13 protein-coding genes are annotated in these 13,978 nt (G+C 37.7%); 5 read left to right on the forward strand and 8 right to left on the reverse strand.

Translation table 11 applies throughout. From position 1 onward, the window contains the following. Positions 1–25: 25 nt before the first annotated feature. Positions 26–1,792 carry a M61 family metallopeptidase gene (locus AA650_RS23695; protein WP_053540902.1) on the forward strand — a complete coding sequence of 589 codons (1,767 nt, stop codon included), beginning with the start codon at positions 26–28 and terminating at the stop codon, positions 1,790–1,792. Positions 1,793–1,952: 160 nt separating this feature from the next. Here the strand turns inward: AA650_RS23695 and AA650_RS23700 are convergent, their stop codons facing one another. From AA650_RS23700 to AA650_RS23715, 4 genes are all read right to left on the reverse strand, one after another. Next, the gene (locus AA650_RS23700; protein ID WP_053540903.1) at positions 1,953–2,693 is read right to left on the reverse strand and encodes a 2-phosphosulfolactate phosphatase family protein; all 741 of its coding nucleotides are present in this window, start codon (positions 2,691–2,693) and stop codon (positions 1,953–1,955) included. Positions 2,694–2,859: 166 nt separating this feature from the next. Continuing rightward, the gene (locus AA650_RS23705) at positions 2,860–3,261 is read right to left on the reverse strand and encodes a DUF423 domain-containing protein (protein ID WP_053540904.1); all 402 of its coding nucleotides are present in this window, start codon (positions 3,259–3,261) and stop codon (positions 2,860–2,862) included. Between the two features lie 8 nt (positions 3,262–3,269). Then, the gene (locus AA650_RS23710) at positions 3,270–3,752 is read right to left on the reverse strand and encodes a hypothetical protein (RefSeq protein WP_053540905.1); all 483 of its coding nucleotides are present in this window, start codon (positions 3,750–3,752) and stop codon (positions 3,270–3,272) included. 609 nt (positions 3,753–4,361) lie between these two features. After that, positions 4,362–5,138 (reverse strand): ABC transporter permease, encoded by a 777-nt coding sequence (locus tag AA650_RS23715; protein ID WP_027403049.1) that lies wholly within the window; start codon positions 5,136–5,138, stop codon positions 4,362–4,364. A gap of 149 nt (positions 5,139–5,287) precedes the next feature. Here AA650_RS23715 and AA650_RS23720 point away from each other — a divergent pair, with 149 nt between their 5' ends. Then, complete coding sequence (locus tag AA650_RS23720) at positions 5,288–6,436, forward strand: DegT/DnrJ/EryC1/StrS family aminotransferase (protein WP_053540906.1); 1,149 nt, start codon at positions 5,288–5,290, stop codon at positions 6,434–6,436. A gap of 189 nt (positions 6,437–6,625) precedes the next feature. On the opposite strand, the gene AA650_RS23725 is transcribed toward AA650_RS23720, so the two are convergent. Continuing rightward, on the reverse strand, positions 6,626–7,369 hold the full coding sequence (locus AA650_RS23725; RefSeq protein ID WP_053540907.1) for a DUF561 domain-containing protein: 744 nt from the start codon (positions 7,367–7,369) through the stop codon (positions 6,626–6,628). Between the two features lie 295 nt (positions 7,370–7,664). Here AA650_RS23725 and AA650_RS23730 point away from each other — a divergent pair, with 295 nt between their 5' ends. Together AA650_RS23730 and AA650_RS23735 are read left to right on the forward strand one after the other, a co-directional pair. Beyond that, positions 7,665–8,513, forward strand: a complete 849-nt coding sequence (locus tag AA650_RS23730; RefSeq protein ID WP_053540908.1) for a hypothetical protein — start codon at positions 7,665–7,667, stop codon at positions 8,511–8,513. Between the two features lie 84 nt (positions 8,514–8,597). Beyond that, positions 8,598–9,839, forward strand: coding sequence for a hypothetical protein (locus AA650_RS23735; RefSeq protein ID WP_053540909.1), 1,242 nt, complete (start codon positions 8,598–8,600; stop codon positions 9,837–9,839). Between the two features lie 47 nt (positions 9,840–9,886). Here AA650_RS23735 and AA650_RS23740 read toward each other — a convergent pair whose 3' ends face one another. Next, positions 9,887–10,594: a molybdopterin-dependent oxidoreductase gene (locus AA650_RS23740; protein WP_053540910.1), complete on the reverse strand. Its 708-nt coding sequence runs from the start codon at positions 10,592–10,594 to the stop codon at positions 9,887–9,889. 25 nt (positions 10,595–10,619) lie between these two features. Further along, complete coding sequence (locus tag AA650_RS23745) at positions 10,620–11,213, reverse strand: cytochrome b/b6 domain-containing protein (RefSeq protein WP_053540911.1); 594 nt, start codon at positions 11,211–11,213, stop codon at positions 10,620–10,622. Between the two features lie 320 nt (positions 11,214–11,533). Here AA650_RS23745 and nblS point away from each other — a divergent pair, with 320 nt between their 5' ends. Beyond that, the gene (nblS, locus tag AA650_RS23750) at positions 11,534–13,546 is read left to right on the forward strand and encodes a two-component system sensor histidine kinase NblS (protein WP_233455458.1); all 2,013 of its coding nucleotides are present in this window, start codon (positions 11,534–11,536) and stop codon (positions 13,544–13,546) included. 23 nt (positions 13,547–13,569) lie between these two features. Here nblS and AA650_RS23755 read toward each other — a convergent pair whose 3' ends face one another. After that, positions 13,570–13,941, reverse strand: a complete 372-nt coding sequence (locus AA650_RS23755) for a zinc ribbon domain-containing protein (RefSeq protein ID WP_053540912.1) — start codon at positions 13,939–13,941, stop codon at positions 13,570–13,572. Positions 13,942–13,978 lie beyond the last annotated feature (37 nt).

Below are 13,978 nucleotides of genomic sequence, written 5' to 3' on the forward strand. Positions count from 1 at the left end.
AGTAACTCAAAACTCAACACACAAAATGATTTCAGAACTCTCTCCACAAATTCATTACTTGGTGGGAATGTCTCAGCCAGAAACCCATCTGTTTGAGGTGACTTTACACATTGTCAACTATCCATCGGCAGTTCTTGATTTAAAAATGCCTGTGTGGACTCCTGGTTCATATTTAGTACGGGAATATGAGAGACATTTACAAGATTTTGCAGCTTTTGCTGATCATAAACCCTTGTCTTGGCATAAAGTTAGTAAAAATCATTGGCAAGTAGAAAAAGGTGATAGTTCGGAAGTAACTATTCATTATCGGGTATTTGCTAATGAATTAACAGTCAGAACAAATCATTTAGATGCTACTCACGGTTATTTTAATGGGGCGGCGTTATTTTTCAGAATCCCTGGTTGTGAAAGTTTACCCATATATATCCGGGTGATTCCAGCTAACCCTCAATGGCAAATAACTACTGGTTTACCAATATTTGCAGAAACAAAAAATACTTTTGTCGCGGCTGATTTTGATACTTTAGTTGATTGTCCTTTTGAAATTGGTTTTCATCAATTATACAATTTTGAAGTTTTGGGAAAACCTCATGAATTAGCAGTTTGGGGAAAAGGAAATTTTCAACCACAGCAAATGATTGCTGATTGCCAAAAAATTATTGAGGTAGAATCACAAATGTTTGGTGGTTTACCTTATGATAGATATGTATTTTTGCTGCATTTGCTTCAACAGGGTTTTGGTGGTTTAGAACATAAAAATTCTTGTTCTTTAATTTATCAAAGGTTTGGATTTCAGAATCTGGATAAGTATGAGCCGTTTTTGCAATTGGTAGCCCATGAATTCTTTCATTTATGGAATGTTAAAAGAATTCGGCCTTTGGGTTTGGAAGTGTTTGATTATGATCAGGAAAATTATACACCATCTTTGTGGTTTTGCGAGGGAACAACCAGTTATTATGATTTAATTATTCCTTTACGGGCAGGTATTTATAATACCAAGGCATATTTGAATTATTTGAGTAAGGAAATTACTAAATATTTAATGACTCCAGGACGCAAGGTACAACCTTTGGCGGAGTCAAGTTTCGATGCTTGGATTAAACTTTATCGTCCAGATGCTAATAGTGGTAATTCCCAAATCTCCTATTATATCAAAGGGGAAATGGTATCACTGTTATTAGATTTATTAATTCGCGTTCATCATGGGAATCAGCGTTCTTTGGATGATGTGATGCGGCAAATGTGGGAGGAGTTTGGAAAGGATGAAGTTGGTTATACTCCCGAACAATTAGAGGGTGTGATTGAGTCTGTAGCGGGTATGGATTTAAGAGATTTCTTTCAACGCTATCTTCATGGTTTGGACGATTTACCTTTTAATCAATATTTGCAACCTTTTGGTTTGCAATTAGTTGAGGAAAAGAATGAAGAACCTTATTTGGGTGTGAGGATAAATACTGAAAATGGACGGGAGATAATTAAGTTTGTGGAAGCGGGTTCACCGGCACAATTTGCGGGAATTGATGCTGGAGATGAATTATTAGCGATTGATAGTATTAGGGTGGGAAATCAGTTAAATGAACGCTTGAAGGATTATCGAGCGGATGATTCTATTCAAGTTACTGTTTTTCATCAAGATGAATTGCGGACTTATTCTGTTACTCTAGCTGCATCAATTCCTGGCAAGTATCAACTTAAAGTTGTAGAAAATCCTTCTTTCACACAAATGGAGAATTTTGCCGGGTGGTTGGGTGTGTCTTTGTCTGAATCAGGATGTCCAGGATTTCAGGATTAATTGTCTGAATCAGGATGTCCAGGATTTCAGGATTATCAGGATGAAAATTTCTGATTATTATGTTTGATTTGCCAAAGAAGAGAGAGGGGAAGAAATTTTCTCCTTTCTTTCTCCTGAATCCTGACTGGGCGCAGGCCCTGCGCCCCTACCTCCTGACTTGTTAGTTGTTTTGACTTTTTAATACTCCTGGTTCTTGCTGAATCGGTAAAATATCTAAAGTATCAGTTTGGGAACAATATTTCAGATCTTCTAAACATTCTAAACGTAATAAGCGTTGACCATGACTAGCTTGATGCAGTAGTCCTAATAGGTCATTTTGCCATTGGGAGTAAAGAGCGATCGCACTAATCGTCTCATCATTACCACCGATTTCTGCGAGGGAACAATTAGTTTGTTGGCAAATACTATGAGCGATCGCCCCTGCACATACTGTATCCTCTAAGGAATAACTTCCCTCCCAACCAGAACCCACAATCCAGACAGTTTCCGGTTGCTTTTCTAAGAGAAATTTAACTACGGCTGCCCGATTAATCAAAGCTGCTGCCAGGACAATGGGGGCATTTTGGATTCGTTGTAAAGCCCTTGTCCCATTGGTGGTACTAATAAATAACCTTTTCCCAGCGACTAATTCTGGTGTGCAATCTAAGGGTGAGTTACCCAACTCAAAACCAGCTACTTTAGCTCCACCCCGTTCTCCAGCCCTGAGTCGCTTTTCTGGAGGCCATTTTTCACTTACTTCCATGAGTTGATTTAAATCACTGAAAACCTGCACAGCTTCGCCCCCAGCGGCTAAAACCGTAGCCATTGTACTAGTTGCTCGCAGAACATCAACGGCGATCGCACATTCTGGAACTGTATCAGTTGGGGTCAATTCGGGAGTGTGATATACAAATATCTTCACGTGCTGGCTACACCTTTTTTATTAAGACTGCGGTAATATTTTACCTACTTGATGTCACCAACTGACGATACTATTTTTCAATCTATTAAGATAGAAAAGGTAACGGGCAGGAGAAATTGGGGTAATTTGAGTGATAATTTAGACTCCATTTCCCATTTATTACGGATTAAAACTTGATAGTTGCACCAGCCACAGCTAAAGCAGCCCAACCCAGCATTAATGCCAATCCTCCTAATGGGGCAACTGCGCCTAAAGACTTAATACCCGTTAAACTGATAGCATATAAGCTGCCGGAAAAAATTACCACACCAATTATAAATAACCAACCACTAACTAAAAGCGTCGTCGGGGGACTTTCTAAACGACTCATGAGGATGGCGACTAACAAAAGCGCCAGAGCGTGATACATTTGATAACGAGCGCCAGTGTCAAATATTTCTAAAGAGCGATAGCTGCGCTCGCCGAAGGCATCGCTAATTTTTTCCCGCAAAGCATGAGCGCCAAAGGCACCACCAGCAACAGATAAACCGCCAAAAATGGCGGCTATAGTTAAGAAAAACTGTGTCATCTGACCTATTAAACATCAAAATGATATGATACAGCCCCTTCTTCAGTTACTTGAAAATTCGCATTAAATTCTTTAGCTTTCTTATCTAAATATTGTTTAGCTTCCGCTGCCGGTAATTGGGACTGCATGGCAAAATTTAACAAAGTTACTCTTCCTTGATTTTGTAGTAGCATTTGATAAAATTGGGCTTGCAATTGTTCACTGTTTTCTTGTTTTAAGGCTTTTTTCTCTTGTTGACTTTGTTTATACAAACCTAATGCTAACCAACTCCCCAATATCGCGCTAGGAACACCAAAAATTATTCCGCCTACAATAGTATCTTTGCTATTCTGAACCGCATTGGGAGCAGAAAATACCTGTTCCCCCTCCACCGGATATACTATTACTCCTGATTGCGCTGATTTATCTATGATTTCTGAAACTGATATTGCCAAAAACATGAATCCAAGTGTGAGTAGCCAACCAGCAGCCAGTTTTTCAGCCGTCTTCATCTAAACCTCCAGGAGACCCCCACCAAAACTGTACTCAGTTTGGTGATGGGAGGAATGGAGGGTTAATTGTGAAACGTCCCTTGAGTAATTTTGTGCGCCAACACAAACAATGAAAGGGACAGTTGAGCAATTAACAAATCTTTGATTTTCCATATTCGATTCGTAACTGTCTTTGTGAATTGATTTACTGGATTAATTAGGAAAGAGTGGTCTTTTTTCAGTGTCTAAAACAAATACTTTGGACAGAATATTTTGCTCCGAAGAGCCTCCCATTTCTGGGGTAATGTTAGCTTTGACAATGTTAGAGGTCGGTAACTATCTTAAAAGCACTGGTTTAACCCTTAAGCCTGTTTAACTTTTAAGTTCTAGAGCAGGGAACTAGCTACGCATCCCCTGGTAGGTCTTTAACTCTTACCTCTAACGTAGTTCAGTTAAGAACTGAGTCTGGTCAACTAGGCTTTTACAAGCCCTCACTTACCCGAAGGGAAGTGATGGGTGGTTGACAGTTCTACTTCAGATTTAGACATTGCTTGTAATTTTAACCTTACTTACCTTCAGCTTCCAGTAATATTGCGAATTGTTGACCAAGAATTATTCGCCAATCACCCATTACCTAACCAACTGCATGGCAGAATTAAAAAACTGCCGACATAAACCCTTGGTAATTAAAATAGTTGTTAACAAATTGGTGACAGCTACCATAAAAATAATTAAAATCTCATAGGATACAGCCTCTAGCGGTGTGATACCGGCTAATAATTGTCCATTGGTGAAGGTTGGTATTGTCACCATACCGATCAACATCATTTGATTCAAAGTCGGCATAATTGCAGCACGAATCGCTTCTTTGCGGTATGGCTTAATTGCCTGTTCAGGTGTTGCACCCAGACTTAAATGGGTTTCTATTTCTGTGGGAAATTGGTTGATACTACTAACTAAACGTTCTCCGGCTATTGCGGCTGCATTCATGGCATTACTCAGCAATATACCAGCTAAAGGAATGATATAACGTGGTTCATACCATCTTTCTGGTTGAATAATCAAAAAATTGGTGTAAAGCAATGTTAAGGAGGTGCTGACAAAAATCGCACTTCCAGCTAAAGGTAAGACTTGTGGAATTTTTTGACTGATGCGGTTGCGAGTAATAATTGCAGTAATTGTCAGAATTATTGCTAAAATTCCCACTACCGCCCAAACATTGTTAACGGCAAAAATGAAGTCGAAAATGTATCCTAGTACAAGTAGTTGGAGGATAGTTCTACCAGTAGCTACGCTTAAATTTAATTCTAGTCCTAATTTCTCCCATGCCGATATGCCAATGGCGATCGCCATTAAACCCATCGCTAAAGCCAAATCTACCATATCTAACTTGATTAGCTCTGGCATAATTTATCTACCTCTTAACGATTGAAAACTTTAGCATAAGTAGTTGAAAAAATTAAATCGGGTTGTCGCAGGAGAGGGAAGGGAAAAATCTTCTTTCTGACTCCTGACTCCTGACTTCTTACTCCTGACTCCTTTACAAATAAAAACTCATGATTAAAAGTGTAAATTCGATTCCCGCCTTTGATATTAAACAACAATATGCCACCATTGAAACTGAGGTAAGTGCTGCTGTCTTGGCGGTTCTGGCTTCTGGGCGTTATATTGGTGGTCCAGCAGTTACAGATTTTGAACAACAATTTGCAGATTATCATGGTGTCAGTGAATGCGTAGCTTGTAACTCTGGTACTGATGCTCTATTTTTAGCATTACGCGCTTTAGGAATTGGGGCAGGTGATGAAGTTATTACCACACCCTTTACTTTTTTTGCGACAACGGAAGTTATCAGCGCTGTCGGGGCAATACCAGTATTTGTAGATATTGATGCGACTACATTTAATTTAGATGTAGAAAAAGTAGCAGCAGCGATTACATCAAAAACCAAGGCAATTATGCCAGTGCATTTATTTGGACTCCCTGTGGATATGACAGGATTAATGGAGATTGCCAAAGCTCATAATTTAAGAGTAATTGAAGATTGCGCTCAGGCTACCGGTGCAAGTTGGGAAAATCAAAAAGTTGGGAGTATTGGACATATTGGTTGTTTTAGTTTCTACCCTACCAAAAATCTTGGTGGTTGCGGTGATGGTGGGGCAATTACCACGAATGATCCAGCGATCGCTACTCAACTACGAGTTTTGCGAGAACATGGGAGTAAAGTAAGATATATTCATGAGGAAATCGGTGTCAACAGTCGTTTAGATGCCATTCAAGCCGTAATTCTGCAAATTAAACTGCGCTATCTTGATCTTTGGAACTCTAGACGTAAGCAAATCGCTGATTATTATTACCAACACCTCAGCCAAGTTTCTGATATTATTGTCCCCCAAGAATTTCCTGGGGGAGTTGGTGTTTGGAATCAATACACTATTCGGATTTCTGGAGAAAGACGCAATGGTGCCAGTGGTAAATATCGAGATTCCGTAAAAAATCAAATGCAGGAACAGGGGGTTAATTCCATGATTTACTATCCCTTACCCTTACATTTGCAGCCAGTGTATAAAAATTTAGGTTATCAACTAGGACAATTACCAGCAGCAGAGCAAGCAAGTCAAGAGGTTTTATCTTTACCCATGTTCCCCGAATTGGAGCAAGAACAACAAGATAAAGTCATTGATACGTTGAAAAATTGTTTATCTTGAATTGTCGGGGTGAGAAGAAGCAGGGGGCAGGGGGGCAGCGGAGAATATCTTTACTCTTTACTCTTGCCTCTTGCCTCTTGCCTCTTGCCTCTTGCCTCTTGCCTCTTGCCTCTTTACTCTTGCCTCTTGCCTCTTGCCTCTTGCCTCTTGCCTCTTGCCTCTTGCCTCTTGCCTCTTGCCTTTTACTTCTTAAGCAAATGTGCGAGTATTTGCAGTTGCTAAAGCTTCTACTAAACTACGCACAGCAGCAATCATGGCGATTTCGCTATTGAGTTGGTTAATAGCAGAACCGACACCAACACCAGATGCACCAGAGGCGATCGCTAGAGGTGCAGTAACACTAGAAATACCAGAAGCACACAGTACAGGCACAGAAACCGCACGAGCAATTTCATAAGCAGCGGCTAAAGTAGGAGCAGCCTTTTCAATTAAACCCAAAGTACCGGAGTGAATGGGATTGCTGCTAGTACCACCTTCAGTTTGAATAATATCAGCACCCGCTTTCACCAAATCTTCAGCCAATTGTACCTGTTGGTCTAAGGTAAGAATATGGGGAACAGTTACAGATAGGGTAATTTCTGGCAGCAAGGCACGGGTTTGGCGAGTTAGTTCCAAAACCTCAGCAGCTTCAAATCTGCGTCCTTGGGCATAGAAAGAATCAAAATTACCAATTTCAATCAAATCAGCGCCAGCAGCCACAGCAGTGACAAACTTCTCCGGTTCAACCGCAGATACACAAATAGGTAACTTAGTCAAGTTTTTCGCCAATCTTACCAAATCCACATCAGCAGCAATATCCACAAAAGTAGCACCACCCAAATCAGCCGCTTTTACAGTCGCAGCCACACTAGCAGCATTGAAGTTATTCAAACCGCTAATTACTTTTAGCACAGGATGAGAAAATGCCCGGTTGAGGTTAGGATACATAGTCATAATTTTTCTTTTGCAGCAAGTTTTCAGTAGGAATATTTTTACACTAAATATAACCATCCTACTTCAATTAGGAAAATATATTAAGATTTTTTGACAAATCACGCCTTTAGCCTATACTGAGAGGTGTTTTTACAATTGTTCTAAATTTTCAACCACCCTCTCAGTTAAATTAGATCAAACTGGTAATACACTACAATAAAATGGTATTTATTTTATAGTTGAACATCAACCTTTTTAATTGTTATAGTTGTAGGCATTGATCATGGCTACATCTAACCTCTGATTTATCCTAACTATGAAAAAATCATCACGATCTAATCAAGATGTTTCCTCTCAACCATTTATATTCTTAAAAACGGGCATATTTCCCAAATCAATCGGGAAAACATTCCAGAAAATTCTCAGTGATATATCTCCAAATGCAGATCAAGAATTTATTAAAAAATATCAAATATCCAGACAGAGGACAACTATAGCCGTCAAATTCTTATTATTATTGATAATAATTCCCCTGCTAACTCATCACCTATCCAAACGGCTGTTTATTCTTCCCATAGTAGAAAATCTGAGAAACGATCACTCCGGGCAAATTTTTCTTAATCAAGAAATGGAAGAAAAAGCCTTTCATGAATTAAAAATATTTACAGCAAAATTAAAGTTTGAAAGTTTACTGGATTCAGAAACTAAAATTTCTCCAGAAAATCGAGAATCCAAGATTAAAGCCAAAGCCATAGAACTAGCAGCAGAATTTCAACATAAAAGTACCAATGCCATTAGTAATATCTTTGCTGATATTATAGCCTTAATTGCTTTTGCATTGGTTATTGTTTTTAGTGCAAAAGATATTATTTCTCTTCAACACTTTATAGATCAAGTTGTTTATGGCTTAAGCGATAGTGCTAAAGCTTTTTTAATTATCCTATCTACAGATGTATTTGTCGGCTTTCACTCACCCCATGGTTGGGAAGTAATTCTGGAAGGATTTACAGAACACTTAGGTTTACCAGCAAATAGGAATTATATCTTTATGTTTATTGCCACATTTCCTGTAATTTTAGACACTATAGTTAAATATTGGATATTCCGCTATCTTAGTCGTTTATCACCTTCAGCATTAGCTACCTTAAAGGAAATGAATGATTAATCATCATAATTAGGCATATTACCCATTGTCAACATTTCTGAGAATGCTAAAATGGGGCATAATCGTTGTTGGTCTTCATGAATTATGCGTATTCTATTTAATCAAAAATTCAAAATTACAGTATTTATTGCTGCTTTATTAGTAATTGTCTTCACTAACAAGCAACCAATTCAACAGCAACAAATTGTTAAAAATGTATCATTATCCCAAATAGGAAATCCTCCAATTCAAGTATCTTCTGATAATTTACCTACGCCAAAACCATCTAATATAAATGCCAAAAATAATGAAAAGTCCACATTTTATTCAGTTATTAATGAATGGCAAAAATATCAATATAGTATTAATTCTAATCAAGTATTGACAGCAGGAAAATTACCAAATAATCCCATAAATTTCAATCAGGCTGACTTATTAACCGTACTCACCAATACTAGAAAATACTTTCAACAATACTCTCAAGAAGATCCCGATATTCAACGCACAGGTATCTTAGTAACTCAAGGAGTTACCGTTAAAGATATTCTAAAAACATTAGATTTTATGATTGTCGTCTTAGAAGAAGATATTTCTAATAAGCGGACAACTCGGTTACAAGATCCTAACTTTATTAACGCCAATTTTCGCGTAATTAAATGGTCTGCCCATAACCCAGAAAATCTCCAACAGAAAAAATTAAGAATTACTAAATATGCAGCTTTTATTCATCCCGGTTCTCGACAAAAAACTTCTAAATACAATACACCAATTTATGCTATTAACGAAGAAGTAAGTCAAAATAAATTTTACACTCAATATACAAAACAAGATGTTCTATCAGGTATTTATGAACCTGGAGGTAAGGAATTTGGCAAAGTTAAACCTATTGCTTATTTAACTCGCAATGGTTTAGAGGCAGCACTAATGCAGGGAACTGTTTTAGTTAATTTTACTGATGGAACTAAAGAGTTTTTAAACGTAGACAAAAATAATGGAATGTCCTATATTCGAGGTCTAAAAGCCACTGCACAAAAGCGTTATTGGTATTTTCAAGAAGTTGATGCAATTAAAGGTTATGGATATAAAATAGATGCTAAAATATCCATCAAACCAGGAGTAACATTTGCAGGAGATGTGCTAAACATTGGTTTAGGCAGAATAATTGTCACTGAAGACAATCAAAAACGGTTAAAAATGGGTGTAATTGCCGATACAGGTGGGGCATTTTTACCCAACCTTTATCAACTTGATTTCTTAGCAGGAACTTTTGCTAGTGAAAAAGATTTTGAACAATATATTCAAAAATTACCTGAATATACAAATGCCTATATTTTAGTGAAAAAGTGATATAGATCCCCGACTTCTCAAAGAAGTCGGGGATCTGAAGATTACACTTACAATCCAGCGAACCATTCATAACCCATATCTTCCCAATAACCTTTAGCATTTGATAATTTACTGGTGAGGGTAACTCTTGTTACCCATTTACTTTGTTTATAGCCAAGTTTAATGGGTGAGGCTAATCGCAAAGGCGCACCATTTTCCACAGGCAAAGCTGCACCATTTTTTTGATAAGCTAATAGGGTTTGTGGGTGTAAAGCTGAAGCGATATCCCAACTTTCATAATAACCATCTGCTGATTTAAAATAGGCATATTTAACCTGGGATTTAGGTTGAGAAAGGGCGATAATTTCCCGCAAACGAATGCCACCCCATTGCACAATTGCTGCCCAACCTTCTACACAAACATGACGAATAATCATGGAAGTGAGAGGTAAGGCTTGAATATCTGCCATACTCAAACTCAGAGGATGATTTACTTCACCATCTATAATTAAACGATATTTTTCTAAATCAATAATTGGTGTAGATTTAAAGCTATTAATTATTAATTGACTTGGTTCAATTTGACTAGGTAAAAATTCTGGAACTGGCTTTTGAGGTTGAAATATTAACTCTTCAAATTTCTGATTGAGAGGTTCAGAAAGTTTACCTACAAAATCTGCAAACATGGGTGTACCACAACCACCCAGTAATAAACTCATACTCGAAAAACCGGAAATTTGTAAAAACTTTCTCCGTGCAAATTCATGATTATTCATTTTAATTCCTCAATGCTGCTAGTTTTTACCAAAACATAGATTTTGTTAAGGCATTGCCGCCTACATTCTGCCCTAACCGCCAATGAAACCAGACAAATACTACCACTATCGGTACAGAAGCAAAGTGGACAATTCTTAATGCTTGCCAACTGCCAAAAATATCAACTATCCAAGAAAATTGAGCAGGTTTATACATTCCTATACCTGTAAATATTGCTAGTAATAAAATAGGAATGATGGCTGTATAAATAATTCGATGCCAAGCATAGTTTAAACGTTGGTGATTCTGAGTTTTTTGTAATGCCTTGATATCTTTGTCGCTAACAAATCTTTTTTTCCAGCGTTGGGTAACAAAAATATAAATTCCATAGCAAAACAGATTTATAGAAAATAGCCACATGGCTGCAAAATGCCAATGTCTGCCTCCAGCCAACCAACCACCTAAAGTAAAGAGGGGAAAAATACTTAATCCACCACGCCCACCAAAGACAGGATTTGCATTGTAAATTTGCAAGCCGCTGGTGATCATAATAAATAAACTGATGACATTGCCAGCGTGAAAAATTCTGGCAGCGATCGCTTGACTGGGTGATTTGCGGGGTATTTCAGGAGAAGTCATAAATAGGATAGAAAAATTTTAATTCGGTTACAAGTATTTGGGAAATAATTTACTGAGTTAGAATGTGAGTCCAACTGGGAAAGTCAAAATATTCTTGATGTTGAACCTGAGATTATTACTGATTTTACATTGTAATAGTCACATCACATAACCTCTGTTTCAACTTAGTTTTCACCATTACTGCAAAAACATAGTTAAATTAGGAAAGAAGGGGTAATCGGACAAAATTAATTACACACATTGTCTTTCTGTTCCCTTTTCCCTAACGACCCGATTGAATTTAATTTTGTCCAACTACTTACTAACACTTATATTTTAAGATGCTGGCTATTTTCAGAAATTTCCGAGATGAATGTGTCTCTGGCGCGTCAAAAGCGATCGCTGCGCTGGCAAAAGGCAACGCATCCCTTGCAGCAAGTATCGCCAATTGGTGGTCAGAATTCACCCTTCAGACCAAACTCCTAGCCGTCGCCACCCTCATGGTTTCCTTAGTCATGAGTGGTTTAACCTTCTGGGCTATAAACACAATTCAGCAAGATGCACGTCTCAATGATACCCGCTTTGGTCGAGATCTAGGATTACTCCTGGGGGCAAATGTAGCCCCTTTCATTGCCGATCACAATTTAACTGAAGTTGCCCAATTTTCTCAACGTTTTTTCAGTGCCACTTCTAGCGTGCGTTATATGTTATACGCCGATGAAACTGGGCAAATCTTTTTTGGTCTTCCTTTTTGGGAACCAGAGGTAGAAAACTCCCTCACTATTAAGCGCCATATCCAACTACCAGAAGATTATCCTGGCAATGAAGACCAGCCAATGGTTAGGCAGCATAACACCCCCGATGGCGCAGTTACAGATGTATTTGTGCCTTTAATAGTAGATAAAAAATACTTAGGTGTGTTAGCAGTTGGTATTAACCCTAATCAAACCGCAGTCATATCCACTAATTTCACCCGTGATGTTACCATTGCCGTTTTTATCACAATTTGGGTCATGGTAATTTTAGCAGGAGTAATTAATGCTTTAACTATTACTAAACCTATTAAAGAATTACTAGTAGGTGTTAAACAAATTGCGGCTGGAAATTTTAAACAACGGATAGATATACCTCTAGGTGGTGAACTAGGAGAACTAATTTTCAGCTTTAATGAAATGGCAGAACGGCTAGAACGTTATGAAGAACAAAATATTGAAGAATTAACTGCCGAAAAAGCTAAATTAGAAACCTTAGTCTCCACCATTGCTGATGGTGCAGTCTTGATTGATAATAATATGCAAGTAATATTAGTCAATCCCACCGCCAGACGGATTTTTGCTTGGGAAGGAGTGGATGTTGTTGGTAGTAATATACTGCATCAATTACCCCATAGTGTCCAAATGGAAATATCCCGGACTTTGTATGAAATGGCAGCCGGTGAATGTGAAAGTGCCGAATTTCGTATCCTCCTAAAACAACCAACTCAACGCACAATTCGCATTGTTTTAACCACAGTTCTCAACCTGCAACGAGAAAGTATTAAAGGCATAGCTATCACCGTTCAAGATATTAGCCGGGAAGTAGAACTAAATGAAGCAAAAAGCCAATTTATCAGCAACATTTCCCACGAATTACGCACACCTTTATTTAACATTAAAACCTATATTGAAACCCTGCATGATTATGGTGAAGATTTAGGAATTGATGAACGCAAAGAATTTCTACAAACAGTTAATAATGAAACTGATAGACTCACCCGTTTAGTTAATGACGTTTTAGATTTATCAAAACTTGAATCAGGTCGAAATTACACTTTTGATAAAGTAGATTTACCACAAGCAATAGAACAGACATTACGTACCTATCAGCTTAATGCCAAAGATAAAGGCATTGAAATATACCAAGAACTTAATCCTGATTTACCTTTTGTTCTCGGCAATTATGATTTATTGCTGCAAGTATTTGGCAACTTAATTGGTAATTCTCTTAAATTTACTCTAGCCGGTGGTAAGGTAGTTATTCGTGCCTATCAACTAGATGCTAATTCTTATTCTCAGCATCATGCTGGTAAAGTGAGAATTGAAATTAGTGATACAGGAATTGGTATCGCACCAGAAGATCAACAAGCAATTTTCGACCGATTCTTTCGTGTAGAAAATAGAGTTCATACTCTAGAAGGAACAGGTTTAGGTTTATCAATTGTTAGAAACATTATGGACAGGCATCATAGTCAAGTAAATTTGGTGAGTGAAGTTGGTATCGGTACTACTTTTTGGTTTGATTTAGAAATATTTGAGGAAGAGATTTTATCAACTGTGGAAACTATGCCAGAAACCTTAGAATTAAACCAAGTTTAAGGAGACAGCTAATACCATCAGAATCAAGCATTAAACAAGGTTATTAATAAACAAACTAATAACAAAGCTAGTATTAATAACAGAGTTTGATGGCGTTTTATCCAATTATTAACCCTGATACTCAAGCTATAACGAGAATTTTGCTTTTGCAATTCTAATGTACTTTCTTCCATATTTTGATAGAGAGGACAATCTTGAGCATAGGGATATTGGGGAAAATTACAGGTATGATCAAAATGATAACTACAACTGTCGCATAAATAATCATTTCCTTGAGCGTGGTGCAAGGGAATACCAGGATGTCCGTAAGCTTTCAGCAATAAGCGACATTGAGGACAAGTAATTGCTTGACTATCAATAATTTGATGACAACGAGGACAAGGTATAGTAGCCAAAACAGAAAAAGGATAGATAAGTAAACATCTTAATTTT

The sequence above is a fragment of the Anabaena sp. WA102 genome (genome assembly GCF_001277295.1).
Classification (GTDB): Bacteria; Cyanobacteriota; Cyanobacteriia; order Cyanobacteriales; family Nostocaceae; genus Dolichospermum; species Dolichospermum heterosporum.

Bases quoted from the DNA above. Each gene is read 5' to 3' on its own strand.
- AA650_RS23695 (WP_053540902.1), top strand. From the start codon at position 26: ATGATTTCAGAACTCTCTCCACAAATTCATTACTTGGTGGGAATGTCT.
- AA650_RS23705 (WP_053540904.1), bottom strand. From the start codon at position 3,261: ATGACACAGTTTTTCTTAACTATAGCCGCCATTTTTGGCGGTTTATCT.
- AA650_RS23710 (WP_053540905.1), bottom strand. From the start codon at position 3,752: ATGAAGACGGCTGAAAAACTGGCTGCTGGTTGGCTACTCACACTTGGA.
- AA650_RS23715 (WP_027403049.1), bottom strand. From the start codon at position 5,138: ATGCCAGAGCTAATCAAGTTAGATATGGTAGATTTGGCTTTAGCGATG.
- AA650_RS23720 (WP_053540906.1), top strand. From the start codon at position 5,288: ATGATTAAAAGTGTAAATTCGATTCCCGCCTTTGATATTAAACAACAA.
- AA650_RS23725 (WP_053540907.1), bottom strand. From the start codon at position 7,369: ATGACTATGTATCCTAACCTCAACCGGGCATTTTCTCATCCTGTGCTA.
- AA650_RS23730 (WP_053540908.1), top strand. From the start codon at position 7,665: ATGAAAAAATCATCACGATCTAATCAAGATGTTTCCTCTCAACCATTT.
- AA650_RS23735 (WP_053540909.1), top strand. From the start codon at position 8,598: ATGCGTATTCTATTTAATCAAAAATTCAAAATTACAGTATTTATTGCT.
- AA650_RS23740 (WP_053540910.1), bottom strand. From the start codon at position 10,594: ATGAATAATCATGAATTTGCACGGAGAAAGTTTTTACAAATTTCCGGT.
- AA650_RS23745 (WP_053540911.1), bottom strand. From the start codon at position 11,213: ATGACTTCTCCTGAAATACCCCGCAAATCACCCAGTCAAGCGATCGCT.
- nblS (WP_233455458.1), top strand. From the start codon at position 11,534: ATGCTGGCTATTTTCAGAAATTTCCGAGATGAATGTGTCTCTGGCGCG.